Here is a 24,540-nt window from a genome sequence, read left to right on the forward strand (position 1 = left end):
CTTCACACCCACGTCCGGGGGCGGAAGCGGTTGGCCCGCTCCACCAGTTCGATCCTCTCGTCGCCACGCTGTGCAAGCCGGGCGAGCATCCGGTACGAACGCTCAAGACCGAAACGCAGCCCGCGTTCGTCCACCTCACTGCCGAGCAGCATCCTCGGTCCGGCAGGAGCAGGGGCCTGCGGGGAGTCCGGCCGGTCCGTGGGGCTTCCGGAGAGTACCCAGTCCAGCGCCGTCCCCAGCACCTCGGTCGACAGCTGCTCGCGGCGCACCGCGTCCAGTCCGAAACTCTGCAGCCCGGACACCTGGTCGGCGGCAGCCGTCAGATCGGCGATCAGTGGCTCGTGCGGGGCGCGCTCACGCAGCCGGGCCCGCACGGCGGCGACCCGGGCGGCCGTGTAGTGGATCGACGCCTCGGGCACGGACTCCAGCGTCCGTACGGCCCCGGCCCGGTCCCCGGCCGCGGTCTGCACCCGGGCCAGGCCGAACGCGGCGCTGACGAAGCTCGGATCGGTCGTCCACACCAGGCGGTAGTACTCGGCGGCGTTGTCCAGCTGGCCGAGGACCTCCGCACAGATGCCCAGCGCCAGCTTGGGAGCCGGCTCACCGGGGAACGCGTCGTAGACCGCGTCGAACGACAGCGCGGCGTTCTCGTTGTCACCCGTCACCAATGAGGCGATCCCTCGGTACCAGACGACCCGCCAGTCGTCCGGGTGCTGCGCCTCCAGCCCCGTCAGGGTCTCTCCAGCGGCGCCCAGTTCGTTCATCTCCAGGCGGGCGCGCAGTTCCCGCAGCCTGGTCTCCAGCGAGGCGGCGGGCACGGTCTGCAGTGCGGCAATCAGTTCGACGGGTGCGGACGCCATCAGTCCGGCGAGGAAGCCCGCGTTGGGGTCGTTCGCGTCCACCCGGGGGACAGGCAGCGCGAGCGAGGTGGCCCGCGCGTCGAGCCCGGCCAGCCGGGGCGCGCCCGGAGCGTATGCATCCGGCAGAGGGCGGGGGGCGACCGGCGCGGGTGCGACCCGGGGCGCCGGAATGGCCGCCTGCGTCTGCGCGTACGGGGCGGCGGCGCCGTTGCCGCCCCGGACATGCGTGGCGGACGCCGACAGCGGTGCGGCCCCCGGAGCCGACTGCCCGGGAACGAACGGCGGTGCACCGGGCACCACGTGCCCGACCGTCCCCGGCGGGGCAACCGGAACCCCGCCGAACGCCGCAACCGCGGTCCTGTCCCTCCCCCTGTGCCGTCCGGCCGGCTCCGTACGTACCCCGAGCCGCGACACATCGTCCGTCAGCTCGGCGAACAACTGCGTGTCCGTGACCCGCAGTTCCGTGCCGAACAGCGTCGACAGCGCCGGCCGCGGTCGTCCTGTCTGCAGCGCCACGACCTCCCGCAACACTCCCGTCAGCTGCTCCGCCATCTCCGACGCCGAGGCGAACCGTCTCGCCGGATCCGGGTCCGTGGCCCGCACCAGCAGCCGGTAGAACGACTCGTACGTCCGGAACACCTCGATGTTGTCCGGGTCCGGCAGCGAGTCCACGAAGACGTTCGTGTACCCCTGGAAGTCGAAGGTGAGCACCGCGAGCGTCCGCGCGACCGTGTACAGATCGGAGGCGACCGACGGGCCGACCTCCGCGACCTCCGGCGCCTGATAGCCCACCGTGCCGTAGATGGCCGACTCCTCGTCGTCCATCCTGCGCACCGCGCCCATGTCGATCAGCTTGAGCTGGTCCTCGGTCTGGATCGCGTTGTCGACCTTGAAGTCGCAGTACAGCAGATTGCGGCTGTGCAGATGGCCGAGCGCCTCCAGCGCCTCGATGCCGTAGGCGCAGGCCTGCTCGACCGGCAGCGGGTCCCGCTTCCCGGACGGCGTGCGGCGGTCGTTCGCGATCTCCTTGAGTGCCTTGCCGCCGACGTACTCCATCACGATGTAGCCGTCGAGCGAGCCGGTCCGCTGGTCGAGATGCTCGACGAAGTTGTAGATCCGGACGATGTTGGAGTGCTCGATCTCGGCGAGGAAGCGGCGCTCGGAGATCGCGGCCGCCATGGCGTCCTGGTCACCGGTGTCCAGCAGACCCTTGAGGACCACCCAGCGGTCCGAGACCGCGCGGTCCACCGCGAGATAGACCCAGCCGAGCCCGCCGTGCGCCAGACAGCCCGCCACCTCGTACTGGCCGTGCACGATGTCGCCGCCGTGCAGCTTCGGTACGAAGGAGTACGGGTGGCCGCACTTGGTGCAGAACCCCTCGGTCCGGCCCGGCCGTTCCCCGCGGGACCGGCCCACCGGTGCTCCGCAGTCGGAGCGCGAACAGAACCGCTTCCGTTCCGGCACCTCCGGGTTCTCCATCACCGCGGAGCGCGGGTCGGGACGCGGCACGTCCGGCACCTGCACCAGGCCCGCGCCCAGCCGGTTGCGCCCGGACGCCCCCGTCGACGTACCGGAGGAGCGCACCGACACCGAGCGGGACGTGGCGCTGCCCGACAGGGAGCGCGACAGCCGCCCCGACACCGAACGCCGCGAGGTCGACGAGCGGGACGAGGAGCGCGAGGAGGCCCGGGAGGACGCCCGCGAACCGCTCCGCGCCGAACTGCTGTTGCCGGCCTTGCCGCTCGCGCCGCCGACCGAGATGCCGGTGGGCGGCGAGCTCACCATCCCGTTCGGCGAGACGACCGGAGCCAGACCGCAGGTGCCGCAGTACAGCTCACCGCCGCCCATGTCCTCGTAATTGCCCTCGCACGCGGGGCGCTGGCACTGCGTACTCATGGTCGGTCCGCCTGTTCGCCCCGCCGCCGCAGCGGCCCGTTGACCCTGCCTGTATGTGTGCGCCTGCTCATCGCCGGTCCTCCGGTGCGAACGGCCGGCGCGGGTTCAGCAGTTCCGCCACCGCCTCCTGGTAGCGCAGCACCGTCTGCGCGGCGACCCGCAGATCGCACGGCGCGCTCCACAGCATGCGGCGCGCCGCGTCATACCGCTCGATCAGCACCGGATCCTCCGCCAGGCCGTGCCGGGCGACCTTCGCCTTGTACGCGTCCAGCCGGCCGCGCAGCTCCGCCCGGACCGCCAGCGGTGCGGTGACCGCCGTCAGCGACTCGCGGGCACGCAGCAGTTCGTCCTCGGCCTCCCGCTCCAGGGACTCCAGCAGCGGTGAGAGCCGGTTCCACTGGGCGTGCCTGCGGTACTCCGACGCGGCGGCCAGCCGCTCCTGGAGCACCGTCGGCGGGCCACTGACCGCGGGCACCTCTGAGGCGGCGATCTTCGCCAGTACCTCGCCGCGCGCCGACCGGGCCTCGGCCAGCGTGCGGTCCGCGCGGGAGAGGACGTCGCGCAGATGGACTAGGCGCTGCTCGGCGTCCTGCCGGACCGCGAGGACCGCCTCGATCTCCCGGCGTACGTCGTCCAGGGCGCGGGCCGCCCGGTCGTAGCGCGCCGTGTCCGGATGGCCGCCGCCGGGCGCCGCGCTGCCGGGGCCAGGCAGCCAGAACGCCAGCGGATCGGAGATCACCTGCACCCGCAGCGTGGTCAGCTCATGGGTGATCGATTCCAGTTCGTCCCCCGCCGGATGCTCCCCGGGCCGTACGCCGACGGAGTGCGCCAGCGAACGCGTACGGCGCAGCTCGGCGGCGAGCAGATCTATCCGGGCGGGCAGCGCGGACCAGACGGAGTCGGAGGCGACGACCATGTCCAGCGAGCGCGCGTACAGGTCGTTCATCCGGGCGACCAGCTCCTCCAGCGAGAACCGCTCGGAGAGTTTGGCCGGGCCGGTGATCGACGGATCGGGCCGGGTGGCGGTGGACGCCACCGTGACGCTCTGGCCGCGCAGCAGTTCGGTCAGCGCCAACAGGTCGTCACGGTTGGGGGAGCGCCGCCTGGCCCGGATCTCACGGGCCTCCTCGATCGCTGCGGCGTAGGCGTCGAAATACCCCCACAGCAGCGTGATCGACTGCTCGGTGGCGGCCCAGTGCTCCTTGGTCACACCGGTCAGATCGGCGCCCTCCAGGAGCCGGCGGCCGGCATGGTCCTGCAGGGCGAGGAGCGAGGTCTCGATCGCCTCGTGCTCCGCACCGAGCCGGGCCAGCGCACGGTCCGCCTCGTCCCGGTCCAGGACCGGGCCGGGGGGCTTCCCCGCATAGCCGGGAAAGGGGCCCGCGACGCCCATCGATCACCTCTCTGCTCTCCCCGCCGGGCCGGGCCCGGCGGGATCAGGGACTAGTTGCTCCGGTACTTCGGCGCCGGCGGCGCCGATATCCCGGGCAGTCCGCTCGCCAGCCACTTCCGGTACGACACCATCCAGGGGCTGTCGGAGCCCCCCTTGCGGTAGTCGACCAGCACCTGATTGACCCGGGCCACCAGGTCGTTCGCGCCGTGCTTCGTGGCCACGCCGTAGTACTCGGTGGTGAACGGCTTGTCGCCCTTGAGGACGACGGCCGGGTCCTGGGCGGCCTGGCCAGCCGCCAGCGCGTTGTCCGTGACCACCGCGTCGACCTCGCCCATCTGCAGCCGGACCAGGCAGTCCAGCTGGTTGGGGACGGTGAGCTGGTCCTCGTCCGCCTCGGTGCCGTCGTGCCGGTCCTTGAACATCGCGCCGAACGACTGCTTCTCCAGCGCCTCGTACGCGGTGGAGCCCTCGGCGGTGCAGACTCGCTTGCCGGTCAGGGACTTGTCGTACCCCGTGATCGGCGAGTCCTTCGGCGCCAGGACCTGCTGACCGGCCTGGAAGTAGGCCGTGGAGAACGAGACCTGGTCCAGCCGGCTGCAGTTGATCGTCATCGTCCGGACGACGACGTCGACCTTGTCGTTCTCCAGAGCGGCGATGCGCTGGTTGGTGGGGATGGCCCGGAAGATCACCTTGTCCGGGTCGCCCAGAATGTTCTGTGCGATGGCCCGCACCAGGTCGATGTCGAACCCTTCGAGCTTGCCGGTCTCCGGGTTGCGGTACCCCCAGCGGAAGCTGTTCTGGTCGACACCGGCGATCAGCTTCCCGCGCTCCTTGATCTTCGTGATGCTCGGCCCGCCGGCGCTCGACGGCTGCAGGCTCGCCTCCGGGTCCGTGCAGTCGTCGGCGCTGGCCGGCACCGCCGTGGCCGTACCCGGCCCGGAGACACCGACGCCGAAGGGGCCGGAGCCGCCGTGCGAGAGCGGCAGCAGGGTGAGCGACGCCGTCACCGCACAGGCCACGGCCATCCCCGTCACCCCGCCCCAGCCGCGCAGCCTGCCCAGGGTGGAACTGGTCCTGGTCATCGTTCCCCCTCTCACCGGTACTCCGACAGTCTGCGGTTGACCCCGACGATCGCGGCGACCGCGGCCAGCGCGGCGAGAGCGGCCGCCCCGATCGGCAGCCCGCCCAGCGCCCCGCGCCCGTCCTCGGCGGCCCGGGTGAACTCGCCCTGCTCATGGGCGAGCGCCGTCTTCAGCGCCTCGTCCACCCGGTTGAAGGACTCCCCCGTGGAGTTCCTGGGCCCGATGATCTGTTTCAGGGCGCCCTCGTAGTCGCCGTTGTCGTCGGTCGTGCGGGCGGTCCGGTGGCGGCCCTGCCACTCGGAGACACCGCTGATGGCATCCGCCACCGGCCCGCTCCCCTGGGAGTCGTCGGCGAGCTTCCTGGCCGTCCCCAGCTCTTCGCGGAGGGCCTTCATGCCCGTGGTGTAGTCGGTCTCGTACTTGTCGTTCTTGCCGTCCGCGGTCAGCACAGCGCCACGGGCGACGAGGGTGAGGTTCTCATTGGCGCGTGCCTTCAGCGAGTTGATCCGCGCGTGGTTGAGCACATCGAGGGACTGCTGCCCGTGCACATTGGCGTCCTGCAGTTCGGACCGCGCGACCGTGTGCCCCACGCCCAGCCACAGCAGCAGCACCGTCGATGCGGCGGTCGCGGCGAGCAGTCCGTGGTTGAAGACCCGATTGGTCCTCCGGTAGTTGCGCCGCTGCGCCCAGAACAGCGCCCCCAGCGCCACGACACCAAGACCCAGCGAGAGGAACGGCCACGCTCTCGCGGAGTCGTAGTCCTGGTCGAGCCGGCCGGTCTCCGCCGTGTACAGCCGCTCGGCGGCCGGCAGCAGCTCGGTGGACATCTTCTGGTTCGCGTACCGGAGATAGGCGCCGCCCAGAGGCAGCCCCTGCCGGTTGTTGGCGCGGGCCCGCTCGATCAGACCGGTGTATTGGGGGAGTTCCTGGTTGAGCTTGGTGATCTCCTGGCCCGACGGCGACGACGCGTCCGTGGTGGACGCCGCCTTCACCAGCAGCCTGGACGCTTCCTTGATGTCCTTCTCGTACCGCTCGTGGACATCGCGCGGCTCCTGTGCCCCCGCGAGGAATCCGCTTGCCGCCGCCGTGTCGGCATCGGCGAGCGAACGGTAGATGTTCGCCGCCTCGGCGCTCAGCGGCTGGCTGCGGCTCACCACGTCGTCGGCGGCGGCCGCCCGGGCGGAGATCTCGAACGCTGTCACGGCCCCGAACGCAATCACGAGCACCGCCAGCGCGGCTCCGATGATCTGGAGCCTGCCCGGTTCGGTCGTCGCCGCAGCTTTCAGCCGCGCCGTCGACTCGGACCAGGCGCTGCGACGCGGCGCAGGTACGGACGCGGGCACGGGCGCAGACGGCTGGGCCGGTGCGTGTTCCGGCGCCGTGCGCACATTCGGCGGGTATGTCACGTGACCTCCCCCTCGGTCGCTGACGGTGGCCCGCCCCCCGGCCGATCGGGGGACTGGTACCCGGCCAGAAGTATGGCCGCAGGGACTGACATCCACACCAGGAACACCTGGATCCTGCACCGGGCCACGGATGCACCATGCATTCGATCAAGGACGGCGCCGTCGATCAAGGCGATCGGCGGAGCAATCCCCGAAGCGGACCGATCTCCCCATCCATGAACACGTTCGGGACAACTGATCGGTTCCCGTACGCAAGGGGCGTCCCGCAGCACATGGCCGCAGGACGCCCGTTCACGTGCCCGATGCGTCAGCCGTACTGCGCGCGCAGCCTGTTGTGGACCTCCGGCGCAGCCCCCGTGCGATCCAGGCCCAGCAGCCCGGCGCCCAGCACCGGCGGCTGCGCCACCACCCGGATCACCGCCTTCGGGGCGCGTACCGCGAGGAGTTCGGCGACCGCGTCGTCCAGCTGCGGGTGGCGGGCCGCCAGCACGCTGCCGCCCAGCACCACCGGTGCCTCCTCGTCCAGCAGCCCGAGGCGGGTCAGTGCGACCGACGCCATCGCGACGACCTCCTCCGCGAGCCGGTGCACCAGAGCGCGGGCCACCGGGTCCCCGGCCGCACCGGTCGCGAACAGCACCGGCGTCAACTCGTGCCGGCGCTCGAACCCGATGCGCCCCAGATGCACCGCCTCGATCAGCGCGTACATCGAGTCGAGCCCGAAGTGGGCGGGGAGCGTGCGGGCCAGCTCCGTCGGCTCACCGCGCCCGTCCTCGGCCCGCGCGGCGAACCACATGGCCTCCTCGGCGAGACCCGAACCGCCGCCCCAGTCACCGGAGATCCGGCCGATCGCGGGGAAGCGAGCGGTCCGCCCGTCCGGCACCATGCCGACACAGTTGATCCCCGCACCGCAGACCACGGCCACACCCCGGGGTTCGTCGACGCCCGCGCGCAGGATCGCGAAGGTGTCATTGCGTACCTCGACCGTGCCGCCCCAGCCGCGGGCCCGCAGCGCCTCGGTCAACTCCCGCTCCTCGACCGGGAGATCGGCGTTGGCGAGACAGGCCGACACATGGCCGACGGAGTCGACGGGGCCGCCGGTCTCACGCGCTTTCGTCAGCGCCTCGTCGAGCGTCGCACCGAGGACGTCCACGGCCGCGCCGACGGAGACGGCCTGCGGCTGGAAGCCGCCCCCGCGGGACGTGCTCAGCAGCGTTCCGTCCGGTCCGATCAGTGCCACATCGGTCTTGCTGTTCCCCGCGTCGATGGCGAGCACCGCAGCGTTCACGCCCACGCCAGGTGCTCCCGGTTGTGCGCGATCAGCTTGTCGGTGAGCGCCTCGGCGTACTCGAACTGGCCGATCAGCGGGTGGGCGAGCAGCGCCTTGAACACGCGGTCCCGGCCACCGCGCAGCGCCGCTTCCAGGGCGAGGTCCTCGTACGCCGTCACGTTGGCGATCAGACCGGCGTACAGCGGGTCCAGCCCGGGCACCGCGAGCGGTGTGGCCCCCGCGGCGTCGACCCGGGCCTGCACCTCGATCACCGCGTCGTCCGGCAGGAACGGCAGCGTCCCCCGGTTGTACGTATTGACCACCTGCACCGCGGATCCGCCCGAGCCCAGCAGCGAGGAGGCCAGGTCCACGGCCGCCTCCGAGTAGAACGCGCCGCCGCGTCGGGCGAGCAGCGCGGGCTTCTCGTCCAGCGCCGGGTCGCCGTACATGGCGAGGAGTTCCTTCTCCATCGCGGCGACCTCGGCCGCCCGGGACGGCTTGGTGCCGAGCTCCCGTACGACCTCGTCGTGCGCGTAGAAGTACCGCAGGTAGTACGACGGGACGACGCCGAGCCGGTCGACGATCGCCCGGGGCATGTGCAGATCGTCGGCGATCGCGTCGCCGTGCTCGGCGAGCAGCTTCGGCAGCACGTTCTCGCCGTCCGGACCGCCGAGCCGGACCCCGAGCTCCCACGTCAGGTGGTTGAGCCCGACATGGTCGAGGTGCACCTCGCCGGGGGTGACGTCGAGCAGCGCGGCGAACTTCCGTTGGAATCCGATCGCCACGTTGCACAGGCCGACGGCCTTGTGCCCGGCCTGGAGCAGCGCCCGGGTCACGATGCCGACCGGGTTGGTGAAGTCGATGATCCAGGCGTCGGGGTTGGTACGGCGGACCCGCTCGGCGATGTCGAGGACGACCGGGACGGTGCGCAGCGCCTTGGCGAGACCGCCGGCCCCGGTGGTCTCCTGGCCGATGCAGCCGCACTCCAGCGGCCAGGTCTCGTCCTGGTTGCGGGCGGCCTGACCGCCGACGCGCAGCTGGAGCAGGACCGCGTCGGCGTCGGCGACGCCCGCGTCGATGTCCGAGGTGGTCACGATCCGGCCCGGGTGGCCCTGTTTGGCGAAGATCCGCCGGGCGAGACCGCCGACGAGTTCGAGCCGGTCGGCCGCCGGGTCGAGGAGCACGAGCTCCTCGACGGGCAGCGTGTCCCGCAGCCGGGCGAAGCCGTCGATCAGTTCAGGTGTGTAGGTGGACCCGCCACCAACTACTGCGAGCTTCATAGGTCAGCCCTTTACTCCGGTCAGTGTGACGCCCTCGACAAAAGCCTTCTGGGCGAAGAAGAAGACGAGGATCACAGGGGCCATGACCAGTACGGTCGCGGCCATGGTCAGGTTCCAGTCGGTGTGGTGTGCGCCCTTGAAGGACTCCAGGCCGTAACTGAGCGTCCAGGCGGCCGGGTTCTCGGAGGCGTAGATCTGCGGACCGAAGTAGTCGTTCCAGGCGTAGAAGAACTGGAACAGCGCGACGGCGGCGATGCCCGGCCTGGCCATCGGTACCACGACCTTCAGCAGGGTGCGCAGTTCGCCGCAGCCGTCGACCTTCGCCGCGTCGAGGTACTCGTTCGGGATGGTCAGCAGGAACTGCCGCAGCAGGAAGATGGAGAACGCGTCACCGAAGGCCATCGGGATGATCAGCGGCCAGAGCGTGCCGGACATGTCCAGCTGCTTCGCCCAGAACAGATACATCGGGATGACGACGACCTGCGGCGGCAGCATCATCATCGAGATGACGAGCATCAGCGACAGTTGCCGGCCGCGGAAGCGGAACTTGGCGAGCGCGTACGCCACGGGCAGCGACGACACGACCGTGAGGACGGTGCCGAGCCCCGCGTACAGCAGGGTGTTCTTCCACCAGGTCAGGAAGCCCGGGGTGTCGAACACCCTGCGGTAGTTACTCCACTCGAAGGGGTGCGGCCACAGATCGCGGGTCAGTGCCTGCTGGTCGCTCATCAGCGAGGTGAGGAACAGGAAGACGAACGGCAGCACGAAGAAGAGCGCGGCCGCGACGCCGAGCGCGTGCACGGCGATCCAGTTCAGCAGCGCCTTGCGGCGTGCGACACGCTCGGCCGGGGTGACCGGTCCGGCCGGCGGGTCGGCGGCCTTGAGGGTGTCGAGAGCCTGCGCCACGTCACTCACCTGCCTGGATCAGCCCGCTGCGGCGCCGCATCAGCAGTGCGGTGAACGCCATGGCGAGTACGAAGAGAACGAGCGCGACCACACAGGCGGACCCGTAGTCGAAACGCTGGAAGCCGAGGTTGTAGACGAGCTGCGGAAGCGTCAGTGTCGACTTGTCGGGATAGCCCGGTTCGAACTGCTGCCCGGAGCCGCCCATCACGCCCGAGGCGACCTTCCCCGCCACGAGCGGCTGGGTGTAGTACTGCATCGTCTGGATGATCCCGGTGACCACGGCGAACATCACGATCGGCGAGATGTTCGGCAGCGTGACGAAGCGGAACCGCTGGAACGCGGTCGCCCCGTCCAGTTCCGCCGCCTCGTACTGCTCCTTCGGTACGTCGAGCAGCGCGGCCATGAAGATCACCATCAGGTCGCCCACCCCCCACACCGCGAGTGCGGTCAGGGCCGGCTTGGACCAGGCGGCGTCGGTGAACCAGCCCGGCGTGGGCAGCCCCAGATCGCCGAGGATCGAATTGACCGGCCCCGTCCCCGGGTTGAGCAGGAAGACGAAGCCCAGGGTCGCCGCGACCGGCGGGGCCAGATACGGCAGGTAGAACAGGGTGCGGAAGACACCCGTACCCGTCTTGATCCTGGTGATCAGCAGGCCGACGCCGAGACCGAAGACGACCCGGCAGCTGACCATCACCACGACCAGCCACAGGGTGTTCCGCAGGGCGGGCCAGAACAGCGGGTAGTCGTTGAAGACGTACGACCAGTTCTTCAGTCCGTTGAATTCCGGGGCCGCGAAGCCGTCGTAGTGGGTGAAGGAGAAATAGAGCGTGGAGATCAGCGGGTAGGCGAAGAAGACACCGAACCCGATCAGCCACGGCGACATGAAGGCCGCCGTCCGCAGGGCGGCCCGGCGGCGCTTCAATCGGAGTGTGTAGGTGGTCATTGAGGTGCTACTTCGCCTGTGCGATCGCCGCGTCGATTTCCTTGGCGGTCTTCTCCAGACCCGCCTTGATGTCCGTCTGCTTGCCCTTCTCGATGTCGAATCCGAGGTTCTGCAGGGACACCAGGTACGCGCCGCCGTTCACCGAGGGCGGGGTGGTGGTGCTGTGGGGGTTCTCGGCAATGTCCAGGAAGGTCTTGAACCGCGGGTCGTACTTCAGCTTCGGCGACTTCAGCGCCTCCATCGTCGACGGCACATTGTGAATGGCGTTGGCGAAGTCGACCACCGCGTCGGTGTCGGTCGTCATGAACTTCACCAGCTCCCACGCCGCGTTCTGCTTGGTGGAGGTGGACGCGATACCGGCGATGGTGCCGGTCAGGTAGCCCTTGCCGTAGGTGTCGGCCTCGTCGTCGGCGACGGGCATCGGGGCCACCCCGATCTCGAACTTCGGCTGGGTGTCCTCGGCCATGCCGAGCCGCCACTCGCCGTCCAGCTGCATGGCCACCTGGCCGGTGTGGAAGGGGTGCTTGGCGCCCCACTCGTCACCGAACGAGGTGCGGAACTTCTCCAGCTTCGCGTAGCCGCCCAGCTCGTCGACCAGCTTCTTCTGCGTGGTGAGCATGGACGCGAAGGCCGGGTCCTTGGCGATGTTCGACTTGCCGTCGGCGTCGAAGTACGCCGGGTTCCAGCCGCCGAGGTAGTGCTCGGTCGTCGACTCGTAGCCGTGGTAGTTCGGCATGAAGCCGAGCTGCTCGTACGAGTCGCCCTTGGTCTTCGTCAGCTTCTTGGCGTCATCGGCCAGTTCCGACCAGGTCTTCGGCGGGGCGGTGATCCCGGCGGCCTTGAACGCGTCCTTGTTGTAGTACAGCCCGTACGCGTCACCGAGCAGCGGCAGCGTGCAGCGCACCCCGTTGTACTGGGTGTAATCGTTCATCGCCTTCGGGAACGTCTTGTCCGGGTCGATCCCGTCCTTCTTCAGGAATGAGTTGAGATCGACGAATGCCTTGGACGAGCAGAATTTGCCCACATTGTTCGTGGTGAACGAGGAGACCACGTCGGGGGCCTTGGAACCGCCCGCCCGCAGCGCCTGGTTGATCTTGTCGTCGGTCATATTGCCGACGACCTTCACATGGATATTGGGGTGTGCCTTCTCGAAGGCGTCGACGGTGGCCTGAATGGCCTTGACCTCACTCGGGGCGCTCCAGCCGTGCCAGAAGTTGATGGTCGTCTCCTTGGACGGATCATCACTGGCGCCGTTGCTGCTCTGACCGGTACAGGCAGAGGCGAAGAGGGATATCGCGGCGGTCGCGGCGAGCGCGGCGGCCGCCTTCCGACGGTTTCCGGACATGGCAGTGTCTCCCGATGGGTTGGGACGGGGAAGAGGCTGGGTCTGCGGACGTGCGGGTCTGTGAAGGTGCGGGTCTGCAGAGGGACGGCTGCAGCAGGGGGTCAGCGTGAGGTGTCGAAGACTTCGTCGCGGGTCGTGGCGAGGGCGCTCTCCAGCGCCCCGCGCAGTACGGGCCGGTGGGTCACGTCGCCGGTGATCAGCCGGGGCCGGGAGGCCGCCAGTTCGGCGAGTTCCGCCTGCACCCGCTCGCGCAGCGGTTCACCGCCGGCCGTGATCAACTCGCCCGAGAGCACCACGAGTTCGGGATCGAGTACGGCGATCATGGAGGCCAGACCGGTCGCGAGCCCGGTGGCGAACAGATCGAGCAGCCGGAGGTACGGGCCGTCCTCGCCGCGCTCCGCGGCCTCGGCGGCCCGGGCGACCAGGCCGGCCGCGACCTCATGGTGGGTTCCGTCCGCGCGGCTCAGCTCGTCGTCGATGCCGAGCTGCTTGGCCAGCCGGGACAGCACCTGTGCGCCCGCCAGTTCCTGGAAGCCGCCCGAGTTCGCCTTGGTGACCTGGCGGACCAGCGGGGCGCCGGGCACCGGCAGGAAGCCGACCTCACCGGCGCCGCCGGTGAAGCCGCGGTGCAGCCGCCCGTTGATGACGAGGGCGGCGCCGAGCCCCTCCTCGTTCCACAGCAGGACGAAGTCGTCGTGACCGCGGGCCGCCCCGAGCCGTTGCTCGGCCACGGCGACGAGGTTCACATCGTTCTCGTACTCGACCGGCATCGGCAGGAACGCGGCCAGCTCGTCGAGCAGCGTGGGGGAGTGCCAGCCGGGCAGGTGGGAGGCGTACCGCAGCCGTCCGGTGCCGGGGTCGAAGGCGCCCGGTGTGCCGATGACCACCCGGTGCACCTCGGCGCGGGTGAGTCCGGCGTCCTTGACCGCGCCGTCCAGCGCCTCGGCCACCTGCCGCACCACGCTGTCGGCGCGCCGGCCGGGGGTGCGCAGCTCGAACTCGCCGACCGTCTCGCCGGTCACATCGGCAACGGCGGCGAGGATCCGCTGGGCGTTCACATCGAGCCCGGCGACATGGGCGGCCCGGGCGTTCACCGCGTACAGCTGGGCGTTGGGCCCCGGCCGTCCCGCGACGGTGCCGGTGGCGACGACCAGACCGGCCGCCTCCAGCCGGGCCAGCAGCTGCGAAGCGGTGGGCTTGGAGAGGCCCGTCAGCTTTCCGATCCTCGTCCGGGAGAGGGGGCCGTGCTCCAGCAGCAGATCGAGGGCGGCCCGGTCGTTCATGGCCCGCAGGACGCGGGGGGTGCCCGGTGTTGTTCCGGCCATGAGCACTGCCACCTGCCCTCTGTTAGGAAACTTTCCTATTCGATGAAGGGACGGTATGACGCACGTCACCGGCCCGTCAATGGGAAGGGCCTCTGTGGCAACCAAAGCGTTACCTGCAGGGCGGGTCAAGCCGCATTCACGCCGATTTCGCACCGAAGGGCGCCCCGCCCGGCCTCCTGGGACCGGCGGGACGCCCTTCGGGTGCGAGGTGCTACTTGCCGAGGTTCGGCGGCGGGGTGAGCGGCGACGTGGCCAGTGACTGCGGCGACGTCGTCGACGCGTACGCCGACGGGGCAGCCATTGCGGCCGTCGGGTCCGCCGCCGACGGCTCGTCCGGCTGCGCCGGTACGCCGCCGACCATCCGGATGCCCGCCTCGTCGAAGGCCCGCTTGATCCGCCAGCGCAGCTCGCGCTCCACGCCCAGGGACTTGCCCGGCATCGTCTTCGCCGTCACCCGGACCGTCATCGAGTCGAGGAGCACGGAGTCCAGGCCGAGAATCTCCACCGGACCCCACAGGCGCTCGTTCCACGGGTCCTCCTTGGCCATCAGCGCGGCGGCCTCGGTGATCACCGTACGTACCCGGTGGAGCTCCTCCGTGGGGCGTACCTGCACATCGACCCCGGCGGTCGACCAGCCCTGGCTGAGGTTGCCGATCCGCTTCACCTCGCCGTTGCGGACGTACCAGATCTCGCCGTTGTCACCGCGCAGCTTGGTGACCCGCAGCCCGACCTCGATGACCTCGCCGGAGGCGACACCCGCGTCGATGGTGTCGCCGACGCCGTACTGGTCCTCCAGGATCATGAAGACACCGGAGAGGAAGTCGGTGACGAGGTTGCGCGCGCCGAAGCCGAGCGCCACACCGGCGACACCGGCGGAGGCGAGCAGCGGGGCCAGATCGATCTGGAACGCGCCCAGGATCATCAGGGCGGCCGTACCGAGGATCAGGAACGAGGCGACCGACCGGAGGACGGACCCGATGGCCTCGGAGCGCTGACGGCGCCGTTCCGCATTGACCAGCAGCCCGCCGAGTGCGGTGCCTTCGACAGCCTGGGCGCTGCGGTTCATCCGCTCGATGAGCTTGCTGAGAGCACGACGGATCGCGATGCGCAACACGATCGCGATCGCCGCGATGAGAAGGATGCGCAGACCGGTGTTCAGCCAGGTGGACCAGTTCTCCTCCACCCAGCCCGCGGCATCGCCGGCCTGCTTGGCGGCTTCGTCCAGCGAGCCGCCCGGCTCGGGTGACGGGGCAGCGGCCAACAGCGCGGACAGGGACACAGCGGAACCTCCATAGCGGCGAGGACTGACCAACCACACTAACGGGGCATCGGAAGTGCTCCGTTGCCGTGACGGAGGGAGAGACCCGTCTCACCCGGGGATAAAGAAGGGGTGGGGGCCGGAGCCGAATCGGGGCGCCGGGGCCAGGTGTGGCCGATCGCACACCGGGCCGGGACCGCCGCGGCGGCGGCCCCGAAGCGCCTGATCCGGGGGTCTTCGGGTGGTGCGTGCGCAGCGGGCCGGAGAAAATCCTTTCGGCCCGTTACTCGCACGTGGTGGCGCTTCCACCAGGCAGGAGGAGAGACTGAGATCGGATCGTCCCGGCGCGAGCCACGCGCCGCCGGCGTACAAGGAGGCATCAACCGTGCCGCATGTCCTGGTTCTCAATGCGTCGTACGAGCCGCTCGGCGTCGTACCGCTCCGCCGCGCGCTCGTCCTCGTCCTCGAGAACAAGGCCATCTGCCTCGAGGAGTCCGGCGCCTTCATGCACAGTGCCACCCGTGCTGTACCGGCCCCCAGCGTCGTCCGCCTGAAGCGGTTCGTACGGGTCCCCTACCGGGGGCCCGTTCCACTCACTCGCCGGGCGCTCTTCGCCAGGGACGGCGGCCGCTGCATGTACTGCGGCGCCGCAGCCACCAGCGTCGACCATGTCATTCCCCGCAGCCGTGGCGGCCAGCACGCCTGGGACAACGTGGTGGCGGCCTGCCGCCGCTGCAACCACGTCAAGGCCGACCGTCATCTGCCGGAGCTCGGCTGGCGGCTGCACCAGCAGCCCGCCCCGCCGACCGGCCTCGCCTGGCGCATCATCGGGACAGGTCACCGGGACCCGCGATGGCTGCCGTACCTGCAACCGTTCGGCGCGGACGACGCAATGGCCCGGATCGACGGCATTTCAGCCTGACGATCCGGGCTTCTGCGTCTCCGGGGGGCTGCGGATCCGCGGAGCGCCGCGCGCTACGTGAACCGCAGCTCCGCGGGATGCGCCGCGCGCCGCAGCAGCGGCAGCGATGTCGCCGCGGCCGGCAGACAGGCGGCGTACACCACCACGGGTACGAGCAGCGGGAGCATCGAGGGCACGGAGCCGGGTGCGACGACGGCGGCGTACGCGAGGTGCACCGCCATGCCGCCGATGCCCGCGAGCAGGACCGCGGGGGCCAGTGGGAGCGCGGTCTCCAGGAGGAGGGTCCTGGCCAGCACCGCGTGCGGTACTCCGGCCGCGGCCTGGGCGGCGAGTCCTCTGCGGCGAGTGGCAAGGGACTCGGCGGTGCCCACGGCGAGGCCGGAGAGGCTGATGACCAGGGCCACCAGGACGGCGGCCCCGGCGAGGTCGATACCGGTGGTGTAGAAACCGAGGCCCTGCGCCATGTAGCCGCCAGGCCTGTGCAACGTGGCGAGCAGTACTTCCCGTACGCCCACGAAGCTCACCCCGACGACAGTCACCAGCAGCAGTGCGGCATGGGTACGCGCGGCGGCCCACGGGTCGTCCTTGAGTCGGCCCGCGGCTATCAGCACCGCGGGACTCTTCGCACGGACCGTCAGCCGTCGGCCCATGAAGGCGGCCGACGCCCCGGCCGCCCAGACCGCACCCGCTCCAGTGAGGAGCACCACGGCGAACGTCAGCAGCGGGAACCACGCGGCGCGGAGGCCGCTGCCCCGGAAAACGATGAGGAAGGCCGCCGCGGCGATCAGCACCGTCGGAATCAGGAGCGCGAGCAGCGTCCGGTGTCCGCCGTCCGGCCGTACACGGCGCACCCAGCCGAGCGGCGAGGCCACCACCCGGCGCAGGGCGAGCGCGCTCACCAGCGCGGCCACCACCGGCACGACGAGAACGACCACCACGAAGGCTGCCCAGGTCTGCGGTGCCGGCGTGTGACCGGAGCCGGCGAGGACCGCGGCGAAGACGGCGAATCCGCCGACCGATCCCGCCAGGCACGCCAGCGCGGACTCCAGCGCGGAGATGCGCCGCACCTGCGCGGGTGACGCCCCGGCGAGCCGCAGCCCGGCCATCCGCCGGTCGCGGTGCACGGCGCCGATGCGGGCGCACTGGCCGAGGAAACCGAGCACAGGGACGAGCAGGAGCAGCAGCGTGACCACCACACCGGCGCGCAGGCCGGGCTCGTTCAACAGGCCGTGCCCGTACGGGATCGACACCTGCCCCGAGACGGCGGCGACTGTGATCGCCGCGAGGGCGAAGCCCGTGGCGAGCAGGGCGCCCACCGCGGTGAGCGAGATCCGCCACCACTCACGGCGGTCCGAGCCGCGCGTCAGGATCCAGGCGATGCGGGCGTCAGCCTTCATGGTGGGCGACCTCCTGGGCGGTGAACTGCGGCGTGCCGGAGTGGACGGCCCCGTCCCGCAGCCACACCTCCCGGTCCGCGTACGCCGCGATCTGTGCGTCATGTGTGATCAACAGCACCGCGGTGCCGGACTCGCGGGCGGCGTGCACCAGAGCGGTCATCACCTGCTCCCCTGCGAGCGAGTCGAGCGCGCCGGTCGGCTCGTCCGCGAAGACGGCCTTCGGCCCTGTCACCAACGCCCGTGCCAGTGCGACCCGTTGACTCTGGCCGCCACTCAGTTCGCCGGGCCGCAGACCGGCTTGTCCGCGCACGCCGAAGCGCTCCAGCCACTCGTCGGCTCGACTCTGCGCCGCGGCGCGGGCGGTCCCCGCGAGCAGCAGCGGCAGCGCCACGTTGTCGAGCGCGGTGAGCTCGGGGATCAGCTGCCCGAACTGGAACACCACGCCGAAGTCGGTGCGCCGCAGCTCGCTGAGGCGCGCCTCGGGCATCCGGTCGAGCCGCTCCTGTCCGTACGAGACCGACCCCTCGTCGGGACGGACGATCCCCGCCAGGCAGTGCAGCAGCGTGGACTTTCCGCTGCCGCTGGCGCCGGTGACGGCGAGGATCTCACCTGCGTGGAGGTCGACCGACGCGCCGCGCAGCGCCTGGGCGGCCCTCCCGTACGACTTCTTCAGGCCTGTGGCCGTGAGCAGGGGCGCTGTCGCCCGGGAGGGCTGCTCGGGTTGCGTACTCATGCTGTGTCGACCTCCGCGGTCAGGGTGGCGAGACGGGTCGCTGTGGTGGTCATCCACCGCACGTCGGCGTCCAGATGGGCGAGGGCGTAGTCGGCGGAGAGCACCGTGCTGAGGTCGGTGCCCGGTGTTGTCTTGAGTTCGGTCAGTTCGCGCATGCGCGCCATGTGGGCGGCACGCTGGGCCAGGAGATAGGTGGCTGCGTCGGACGTGCGGTCGCTGCCGCCGGCGGCCGCTGCGACCAGGATCGAGACGACGACCTTGGCGAAGATCTCGTTCGTCACGAAAGGCGCAGGCGGGGTGACCTCGTCGGCCCACCTGGCGAGCTCGCGTGATCCTTCCTCCGTGGAGCGGTAGAGGGTGCGCTCGGGGCCACCGTCGGAATCGGTGCCTTCGACGGCGGCCAGACCGTCACGTACCAGGCGTTGCAGGGTTGTGTAGACCTGCCCGTAGGCCAGTGGGCGGGCCTGCGGGAAGCGTTCGTCGTACCGCCGTTTGAGGTCGTAGCCGTGCCTGGAACCTCCGGCGAGCAGTCCCAGAAGGACATGGCGGGTGCTCATGACGCGGACTATATACTCGATATATGTACTGAGTGAATACTTGGGCGGGAGCAGCTACCGCAGGAGTGGTGAACCATCCGTGTTTCACGGGAGTTCGTGCCGGACGTGCGCGGTTACTCCGCGACGGCGTACGCCTCCACCGACCAGAGCGAGTAGCCGAACTCGGTGCCCCGGCCGTCGCCCTGAATCCTGAGGAAGCGGGTGTCCTTCGCGTCCATCCGGACGGACTCGCGGCCGCCCTTGCCGTCCCGGACGGTCGCCGCCGTACGCCAGGTGCGGCCGTCCGCGGAGACCTGTATGCGGTAGCGGGAGGCGTATGCGTCCTGCCACTGCAGCACCACCTGCCCGATCCTGGCGGGCTCCGCCAGCTCCACCTGCCACCAGGCGCCGTCCTCGGCCGGGGACGACCAGCGGGTGGTGGGATCGCCGTCCGAGGCGGCCGCGGCCGGGAAGTCCGGGGTCTCGTCGCCGGACGAGGAGGCGGTGGCGGTGCGGACCAGGTCGGGGCCGGCGGTGCGAGGGTAGGCCCGGACGGTGAGAGTGCTCTCCTCGCCACCGAAACTGAAGGGCACCTGGTACTCGCCGGCCGGCGTGTTCGCCGGGACCGTGATCTCCACGGGGACGTCGGTACGGGACCCGCGCGGCACCGTCGTCCGACCGGGCACGGACACCTTGATGCCCTTCGGAGCCTTCGCGGTGAGTGCACCGTGCACCGCCGCGGGACGGCGGGCGGCGAGCCGTGCCTCGACCCGCTGCGGCCTGCCGCCGATCTCCGCGTCGGTCTCGCCGCGTACGAGATCGAGCCAGGCGGCGGGTTCGTCGCCGAACCATGGCACGAGGGCGCGTACCCGGGGGGCTTCGGGTGCGGTGACGGTTCCGGAGACGATCGGCGGCAGCGTGCCCGCGCTCGCGCCCGGGGCTGTCGCCACGGAGCCCGTCGGCCAGATCAGCCGGATCGCGTCGGTTCTGAGGCCCTCGGCCGCCGTCTGGGTCCAGCCGGTCCGCGACACCGGGCCGAGGCTGCGCCAGCCCTCGCCCGGCACATGGGCCTGCAGCGTCGCGTCCGCCCCGACGCCCGGAACGGTCATCGCGGTCACGGCCTCCATCGGGCGGGCCCGGTTCAGCCGGACCGTATAGCTGCCTGGGGCCTCGGTCACCGTACCGGCGTCCCGGTCGGCGCCGGTCCACGCGTCGGCCTCCTTGCGCACCCGGTCCAGGAACGGGCCGAGGACACCCTTGCCGACCGTCGCACCGCTCGCCCCGATGGCCTTCCGCAGCGGCTCCAGCGCCAGCGACGCCTTCCATGCCGCCGCGCCGTCACCGCGCGCCTGAGCCTGCAGCAGATCGACGGCGAGCTCGCCCGCCCGGCCGTACCGGGCCAGCTGTTCGGTCCACGGACGCACTTCGTCGTCGAGCCGCCCGTCCGCCGGGCCCTTCAGCCGCTGCGGTGCCTGGCGCATCACCGTGAACGCGGCTCGCAGCTCGCGCGCCGCATCCGCCTGCGCCGTGGCATCCGCCGTCGTACGGGACTTCCAGAATGCGGCGAACAGCGGCTGCAGATAGGCCGACTCGTCGCTGCCCAGTACGGACGTCGCATTGTTCCGGGCCAGCGCACGCAGCGAGTCCCGGGCCCCCGCGTCATCGCCCGCCAGATCGTCGATCGCCGCCTGCCAGGACTCCTGCGGCAGGTAACCCTTCGGGTTCCAGGCGAAGTCGGCGGCGGTGAACAGCGGGATGCGGGACGCGGACGGCTGCTTCATCGCATTGGCGAGCAGCGCCGCCGAGCCGATCGCGACCGCCGGGTCCCGGCCGGTGTACGGGCCGAGGAAGATACGGTCCTGCGCGTAGTCGTTGACCGGGTAGTTGTCCATCGTGACGAGCGGATGCCGGAACGTGGCGCGCGCACCGGCCAGTTCCCGTCCGGTGATGGTCCGCGGCACGACTCCGACCCCGGTCCAGGCGATCTGCACCCGGTCGTCCAGCTCCTTGGCGAGCGCGGTCCGGTAGTCCGTGGCGCCGTCCTGGTAGAACTCCGTCGGCATCACCGACAGCGGCTCCGAGCCCGGATGCCGCTGCGCGAGATGCCGGGCGACCTCGCTCGCGACCCGCGCCTGCGCCCTGGCCGCCGCCTTCGGGCCGCGACCGAACGTGTCGGCGTCGCTGTCGCAGTGCCATTCGCTGTAGCTGACGTCCTGGAACTGGAGCTGGAAGACGCGCACGCCCAGCGCCCACATCGCGTCGATCTTCCGGGTCAGGGCCTTCACATCGCCCTCGGAGGACATGCACATGGCCTGGCCGGGGGCGACCGCCCAGCCGAGGGTCACATGCCGGGCGCGGGCCTGTTCGGCGAGCGCCCGGAAGTCGGCGCGCCGATCGGCGGGGTACGGATCGCGCCAGCGGGCCTGCCGGTACGGGTCGTCGCCCGCCGCGTAGAGGTACCGGTTCTGCTTCGTACGCCCCATGAAGTCGATCTGCGCGAGCCGCTCCTCGTGGGTCCACGGCTGCCCGTAGAACCCCTCGGTCATTCCGCGTACGGCGGTACCCGGCCAGTCCCGCACGGTGACGCCGGCGACGCTCCCGTTCCGGATCAGCTGACGCAGCGTCTGCACGGCGTGGAACAGGCCGTCGTCGCCGACCCCGTCCAGGGCGACGGTGGATCGGCCCGCGACCGTGCCGACCGCGATCCGGTAGCCGCCGGACGGCAGATCGGCGCGCTCGGGGACGCGCAGCGTGCGCAGGGCGTCCTGCGCACCGTTGCCGCCGAGCCGGATGACCGGCCCGCGCCCCGGCAGCGCCTCGTGCACGGTCCGCACCCCCGCGTCGCGCAGCACCTGCCTGGCGGCGTCGACGGCGTACGGATCGGCGTGCGTGTCGCCGACGAGAGTCACCTCGGAGGAGAGCGGTACGGCCGTCCCGGACGCCTTGATGGTCTGTGGCCGCGGCCACACGGTGGGCAGCGCGCCCTCGTCCGTGCGGACGGGTGCGGTGACGGCGGGGGAGCCGGGGTCCGACGGTGCGGCGAAGGCGGCCGGGGTCCCGGTGGAGAGCAGTCCGCCGAGCACGGCGACAGCCACGGCCGCCGCGTGCTTTCTGTGCCTGAGCTGCATGCCGTACTCCCTCGCTCCCACCGATGGGCCCCGAGCCCACCACCCCACGCGTGAGGGTGTCAATGCGTGTGGCCGTTGTGTCGTATATGCCCGATGCGACAGGTGGGGTGCTCCGGGAGTGACCGGGGGGCCACAGGAGAGATGGCGCCGAATGGCCGAAAACGGCGGACAGCTTGCGGGTAACTGGCCGCTGGGGAACGGAATGTGACCCAGGGCACGTTGAAGTCGTTGTTGTAACGCCTATGTCTGCGGCCGTGCCCGCTGGGTAGGTCTGCTGTGTCCAGTTCTCCACGGCCAGGAGGCCGCCATGCCCGCTGCCGCGCAGCTTCTGCTCTCCGCCCTGTCCAAACAGGTGCCGGGCCCCGGACCGCTCACGGGCGAGCCCGCGTTCGCCGACGCCATACCCCTGACGAGCGAGCCGCCGCTCGCCGATGCCGCACCCCTGACCAGCGAGCCGCCGCTCGCCGTCATCGCCCCACTGACCAGCGAGCCGACCGCCCCCGGCACTGCGCGGGGCACGGAGTCCCCAGGAGTCTGAATGGGCTTGTCCCGGCTCGCCGCGCTGCACGGCGTCGCCACCTCCTACGCACCGTCCGCGGATGTCACGGTGTCCGTCCCCGACGACACGGTCATCGCCGTGCTCGCCGCGCTCGGCGTGGACGCCGCCACCCCTGAAGCGGTGCAGGAATCACTGGCCGCCGCCGAGTCGGTGGCCGCCTCCCGGCTGCTCCCGCCCACGCTGGTGGTGTGGACCGGCGAGCCGCTGCCGCCCGCCCTGACCGGGCTGCGGCCCGGCACGACACTGGAGATCGAGCCCGAGGACGCGGCCGGCTTGCCTCTCCCGCCACGGATGCGGGTGCCGAGCGGAGAGCCGAATCCGGCCGTTTCGACGACGATCGGCACGGTCTCCGGTGCCGCAGCCGACACTGTCTCCGGAACGGGCTTCGCCAAAGCCTTCGGAACGGCGCCCCCTGGGACGGCCCCCGTCGGATCGACTACCGGAACCGGCAGTACCCCTTCCGGTCCTGTTGCATCCGCTCCGGCCCCCGCCTGGTGGACCGAACCCCCGCTCGGGGTGCACCGGTTGACCGTCCGCACCCAGGACGGCCGGGCCGCGACCACCACCCTGATCGTCGCCCCGGCCCGGGTGCCCCAACCGCCGCAGCGCACCCACGGCTTCCTCGTCCAGCTGTACTCCCTGCTCTCCGGACGTTCCTGGGGCATGGGCGACCTCGGTGACCTCGCCGATCTCGCCGCCTGGTCGGGGCGGACCCTCGGCGCCGGGTTCGTACAGGTCAACCCGTTGCACGCCGCCGTGCTGGGCACACCCACCGACCCGTCGCCGTACCGCCCGTCCTCACGCCGCTTCCCCGACCCCGTCCATCTGCACATCGAGTCGATCCCGGAGTACGGGCACGTACAGGACCGGGCCGCCCTCGACGACCTGCGGCAGAGTGCCGAAACGCTCAGCGACACCGTGCTGAACAAGGGCGCCCTGATCGACCGGGACGCCGTCTGGGACCTCAAGCGCCAGGCTCTCGAACTCGTACAGGAGGTACCGCTGACCCCCGGCCGGCGTGCCGCGTACTGCGACTTCCTCGCCACCCAGGGACAGGCACTGGAAGACCATGCCCTGTGGTGCGCCCTCGCGGAGGTGCACGGCTCCGACTGGCACGTCTGGCCGCCCGCACTGCGCGATCCCCGCTCCCCCCGGACCGCCCGCGCCCGCGGCGAGCTGCTCGACCGGGTCGACTTCCACTGCCGGCTCGCCTGGCTGACCGACAGTCAGCTCGCCGCCGCCCAGAGCGCCGCGCGGGACGCCGGGATGGCCGTCGGCATCGTCCACGACCTCGCCGTCGGCGTGCACCCCGGCGGCGCCGACGCCTGGGCCCAGCAGGACGCCTTCGCGCACGGAATGTCGGTCGGCGCGCCCCCGGACGCCTTCAACGCGCGCGGTCAGGACTGGGGGCTGCCCCCGTGGCGGCCCGACGTCCTCGCCGCGTCCGGCTACACCCCGTACCGCGGGCTGCTGCGCGGCCTCCTCGCCCACGCCGGCGCCCTGCGCATCGACCACGTCATGGGTCTGTTCCGGCTCTGGTGGGTCCCTGAGGGAAGACCGCCCACCGAGGGCACGTACGTCAGCCATGACGCCGAGGCGATGCTCGCCGTCCTCGTCCTGGAGGCGTACCGGGCCGGCGCGGTCGTCATAGGGGAGGACCTCGGCACGGTGGAACCGGGCGTACGCGAGGCGCTCGCCCGGCGCGGAGTGCTCGGCACCTCCGTGCTCTGGTTCGAGCGCGACTGGACGGGCACCGGCCGCCCGCTGGCCCCGGAGCACTGGCGGGAAGGCTGCCTCGCCACCGCCACCACGCACGACCTGCCGTCCACCGCCGCTCGGCTGACCGGCGACCATGTGACACTCCGCCACCGCCTGGGTCTGCTCACCCGCACCCTGGAGCAGGAACAGACCGAGGACGCCACCGACACCGCCACGTGGCTCGGCCTCCTCACCCGGCTCGGCCTGCTGCCGGAGGGCGAGGGCGACGAGGAGGGGGCGGTCCGCGCCGTCCACCGCTTCCTGCTGCGCACCCCCGCCCGCATGGTCGGCGTCTGGCTCCCGGACACGGTCGGCGACCGCCGGCCGCAGAATCTGCCCGGCACCTGGGACCAGTACCCCAACTGGCGGCTGCCCGTCGCGGACGCGGAAGGCCACCCGGTCACCCTGGAGGAGCTTGCCTCAGCGCCCCGTCTGCACCATCTGATGGAGGTACTGAAGCCCATGGACAGACATCCGAAAGAACAGGTGGAGCCCCATACGGCACCCCCGGGCGCGCGCCGCTCCTAGACGTTCGCTACGTTTGCA

The 24,540-nt window shown here is 71.1% G+C and carries 18 protein-coding genes; 3 read left to right on the forward strand and 15 right to left on the reverse strand.

What is annotated here, in order from left to right:
- Positions 1 to 2: 2 nt before the first annotated feature.
- The 11 genes from ABZV38_RS23995 to ABZV38_RS24045 all read right to left on the reverse strand — a co-directional run bounded on the left by ABZV38_RS23995 (position 3) and on the right by ABZV38_RS24045 (position 14,982).
- On the reverse strand, positions 3 to 2,756 hold the full coding sequence (locus tag ABZV38_RS23995; RefSeq protein ID WP_356330058.1) for a tetratricopeptide repeat protein: 2,754 nt from the start codon (positions 2,754 to 2,756) through the stop codon (positions 3 to 5).
- A 67-nt stretch (positions 2,757 to 2,823) separates the two neighbouring features.
- Positions 2,824 to 4,149, reverse strand: coding sequence for a hypothetical protein (locus ABZV38_RS24000; RefSeq protein WP_356330060.1), 1,326 nt, complete (start codon positions 4,147 to 4,149; stop codon positions 2,824 to 2,826).
- Positions 4,150 to 4,199: 50 nt separating this feature from the next.
- Positions 4,200 to 5,231, reverse strand: coding sequence for a glutamate ABC transporter substrate-binding protein (locus ABZV38_RS24005; RefSeq protein ID WP_356330063.1), 1,032 nt, complete (start codon positions 5,229 to 5,231; stop codon positions 4,200 to 4,202).
- Between the two features lie 11 nt (positions 5,232 to 5,242).
- On the reverse strand, positions 5,243 to 6,574 hold the full coding sequence (locus ABZV38_RS24010; protein WP_356330130.1) for a hypothetical protein: 1,332 nt from the start codon (positions 6,572 to 6,574) through the stop codon (positions 5,243 to 5,245).
- 370 nt (positions 6,575 to 6,944) lie between these two features.
- Positions 6,945 to 7,928, reverse strand: coding sequence for a BadF/BadG/BcrA/BcrD ATPase family protein (locus ABZV38_RS24015; RefSeq protein WP_356330065.1), 984 nt, complete (start codon positions 7,926 to 7,928; stop codon positions 6,945 to 6,947).
- A complete protein-coding gene (locus tag ABZV38_RS24020; RefSeq protein ID WP_356330067.1) occupies positions 7,919 to 9,184 on the reverse strand; it encodes a 6-phospho-beta-glucosidase in 1,266 nt (421 codons plus the stop codon). The genes ABZV38_RS24015 and ABZV38_RS24020 overlap by 10 nt, the downstream gene beginning before the upstream one ends.
- A gap of 3 nt (positions 9,185 to 9,187) precedes the next feature.
- The gene (locus tag ABZV38_RS24025) at positions 9,188 to 10,090 is read right to left on the reverse strand and encodes a carbohydrate ABC transporter permease (protein WP_356330068.1); all 903 of its coding nucleotides are present in this window, start codon (positions 10,088 to 10,090) and stop codon (positions 9,188 to 9,190) included.
- Position 10,091: 1 nt separating this feature from the next.
- On the reverse strand, positions 10,092 to 11,033 hold the full coding sequence (locus ABZV38_RS24030) for a sugar ABC transporter permease (RefSeq protein ID WP_356330070.1): 942 nt from the start codon (positions 11,031 to 11,033) through the stop codon (positions 10,092 to 10,094).
- Positions 11,034 to 11,040: 7 nt separating this feature from the next.
- Positions 11,041 to 12,378: an ABC transporter substrate-binding protein gene (locus ABZV38_RS24035; protein ID WP_356330072.1), complete on the reverse strand. Its 1,338-nt coding sequence runs from the start codon at positions 12,376 to 12,378 to the stop codon at positions 11,041 to 11,043.
- Positions 12,379 to 12,479: 101 nt separating this feature from the next.
- The gene (locus ABZV38_RS24040; RefSeq protein WP_356330074.1) at positions 12,480 to 13,703 is read right to left on the reverse strand and encodes an ROK family transcriptional regulator; all 1,224 of its coding nucleotides are present in this window, start codon (positions 13,701 to 13,703) and stop codon (positions 12,480 to 12,482) included.
- 211 nt (positions 13,704 to 13,914) lie between these two features.
- Entirely contained in the window at positions 13,915 to 14,982 is a 1,068-nt protein-coding gene (locus tag ABZV38_RS24045) for a mechanosensitive ion channel family protein (protein WP_356330076.1), read from the reverse strand.
- Positions 14,983 to 15,346: 364 nt separating this feature from the next.
- Here ABZV38_RS24045 and ABZV38_RS24050 point away from each other — a divergent pair, with 364 nt between their 5' ends.
- On the forward strand, positions 15,347 to 15,883 hold the full coding sequence (locus ABZV38_RS24050) for an HNH endonuclease (RefSeq protein ID WP_018552807.1): 537 nt from the start codon (positions 15,347 to 15,349) through the stop codon (positions 15,881 to 15,883).
- A gap of 53 nt (positions 15,884 to 15,936) precedes the next feature.
- Here ABZV38_RS24050 and ABZV38_RS24055 read toward each other — a convergent pair whose 3' ends face one another.
- The 4 genes from ABZV38_RS24055 to ABZV38_RS24070 all read right to left on the reverse strand — a co-directional run bounded on the left by ABZV38_RS24055 (position 15,937) and on the right by ABZV38_RS24070 (position 21,677).
- Positions 15,937 to 17,280: an FtsX-like permease family protein gene (locus ABZV38_RS24055; protein ID WP_356330078.1), complete on the reverse strand. Its 1,344-nt coding sequence runs from the start codon at positions 17,278 to 17,280 to the stop codon at positions 15,937 to 15,939.
- The gene (locus tag ABZV38_RS24060) at positions 17,270 to 18,013 is read right to left on the reverse strand and encodes an ABC transporter ATP-binding protein (RefSeq protein ID WP_356330079.1); all 744 of its coding nucleotides are present in this window, start codon (positions 18,011 to 18,013) and stop codon (positions 17,270 to 17,272) included. Before ABZV38_RS24060 ends, ABZV38_RS24055 begins: the two co-directional genes overlap by 11 nt.
- A complete protein-coding gene (locus ABZV38_RS24065; RefSeq protein ID WP_356330081.1) occupies positions 18,010 to 18,570 on the reverse strand; it encodes a PadR family transcriptional regulator in 561 nt (186 codons plus the stop codon). The genes ABZV38_RS24060 and ABZV38_RS24065 overlap by 4 nt, the downstream gene beginning before the upstream one ends.
- A 113-nt stretch (positions 18,571 to 18,683) precedes the next feature.
- Entirely contained in the window at positions 18,684 to 21,677 is a 2,994-nt protein-coding gene (locus ABZV38_RS24070; protein ID WP_356330083.1) for a beta-N-acetylglucosaminidase domain-containing protein, read from the reverse strand.
- A 307-nt stretch (positions 21,678 to 21,984) separates the two neighbouring features.
- Between ABZV38_RS24070 and ABZV38_RS24075 the strand changes: the two genes are divergently transcribed.
- Both ABZV38_RS24075 and malQ read left to right on the forward strand, forming a co-directional pair.
- Positions 21,985 to 22,215 carry a hypothetical protein gene (locus ABZV38_RS24075; RefSeq protein WP_356330085.1) on the forward strand — a complete coding sequence of 77 codons (231 nt, stop codon included), beginning with the start codon at positions 21,985 to 21,987 and terminating at the stop codon, positions 22,213 to 22,215.
- A complete protein-coding gene (malQ, locus tag ABZV38_RS24080) occupies positions 22,216 to 24,522 on the forward strand; it encodes a 4-alpha-glucanotransferase (RefSeq protein ID WP_356330087.1) in 2,307 nt (768 codons plus the stop codon).
- The last annotated feature ends 18 nt before the right edge of the window (positions 24,523 to 24,540 follow it).

Origin of the sequence: Streptomyces sp. NPDC005181, assembly GCF_040608395.1 — a bacterium.
Taxonomy (GTDB): domain Bacteria; phylum Actinomycetota; class Actinomycetes; order Streptomycetales; family Streptomycetaceae; genus Streptomyces.

Excerpts from the sequence above, each read along its gene's own strand:
- ABZV38_RS24070 (WP_356330083.1), bottom strand. The coding sequence starts at position 21,677 with ATGCAGCTCAGGCACAGAAAGCACGCGGCGGCCGTGGCTGTCGCCGTG.
- ABZV38_RS24040 (WP_356330074.1), bottom strand. The coding sequence starts at position 13,703 with ATGGCCGGAACAACACCGGGCACCCCCCGCGTCCTGCGGGCCATGAAC.
- ABZV38_RS24000 (WP_356330060.1), bottom strand. The coding sequence starts at position 4,149 with ATGGGCGTCGCGGGCCCCTTTCCCGGCTATGCGGGGAAGCCCCCCGGC.
- malQ (WP_356330087.1), top strand. The coding sequence starts at position 22,216 with ATGGGCTTGTCCCGGCTCGCCGCGCTGCACGGCGTCGCCACCTCCTAC.
- ABZV38_RS24060 (WP_356330079.1), bottom strand. The coding sequence starts at position 18,013 with ATGAGTACGCAACCCGAGCAGCCCTCCCGGGCGACAGCGCCCCTGCTC.
- ABZV38_RS24065 (WP_356330081.1), bottom strand. The coding sequence starts at position 18,570 with ATGAGCACCCGCCATGTCCTTCTGGGACTGCTCGCCGGAGGTTCCAGG.
- ABZV38_RS24035 (WP_356330072.1), bottom strand. The coding sequence starts at position 12,378 with ATGTCCGGAAACCGTCGGAAGGCGGCCGCCGCGCTCGCCGCGACCGCC.
- ABZV38_RS24030 (WP_356330070.1), bottom strand. The coding sequence starts at position 11,033 with ATGACCACCTACACACTCCGATTGAAGCGCCGCCGGGCCGCCCTGCGG.
- ABZV38_RS24020 (WP_356330067.1), bottom strand. The coding sequence starts at position 9,184 with ATGAAGCTCGCAGTAGTTGGTGGCGGGTCCACCTACACACCTGAACTG.
- ABZV38_RS24055 (WP_356330078.1), bottom strand. The coding sequence starts at position 17,280 with ATGAAGGCTGACGCCCGCATCGCCTGGATCCTGACGCGCGGCTCGGAC.
- ABZV38_RS24005 (WP_356330063.1), bottom strand. The coding sequence starts at position 5,231 with ATGACCAGGACCAGTTCCACCCTGGGCAGGCTGCGCGGCTGGGGCGGG.
- ABZV38_RS24075 (WP_356330085.1), top strand. The coding sequence starts at position 21,985 with ATGCCCGCTGCCGCGCAGCTTCTGCTCTCCGCCCTGTCCAAACAGGTG.
- ABZV38_RS23995 (WP_356330058.1), bottom strand. The coding sequence starts at position 2,756 with ATGAGTACGCAGTGCCAGCGCCCCGCGTGCGAGGGCAATTACGAGGAC.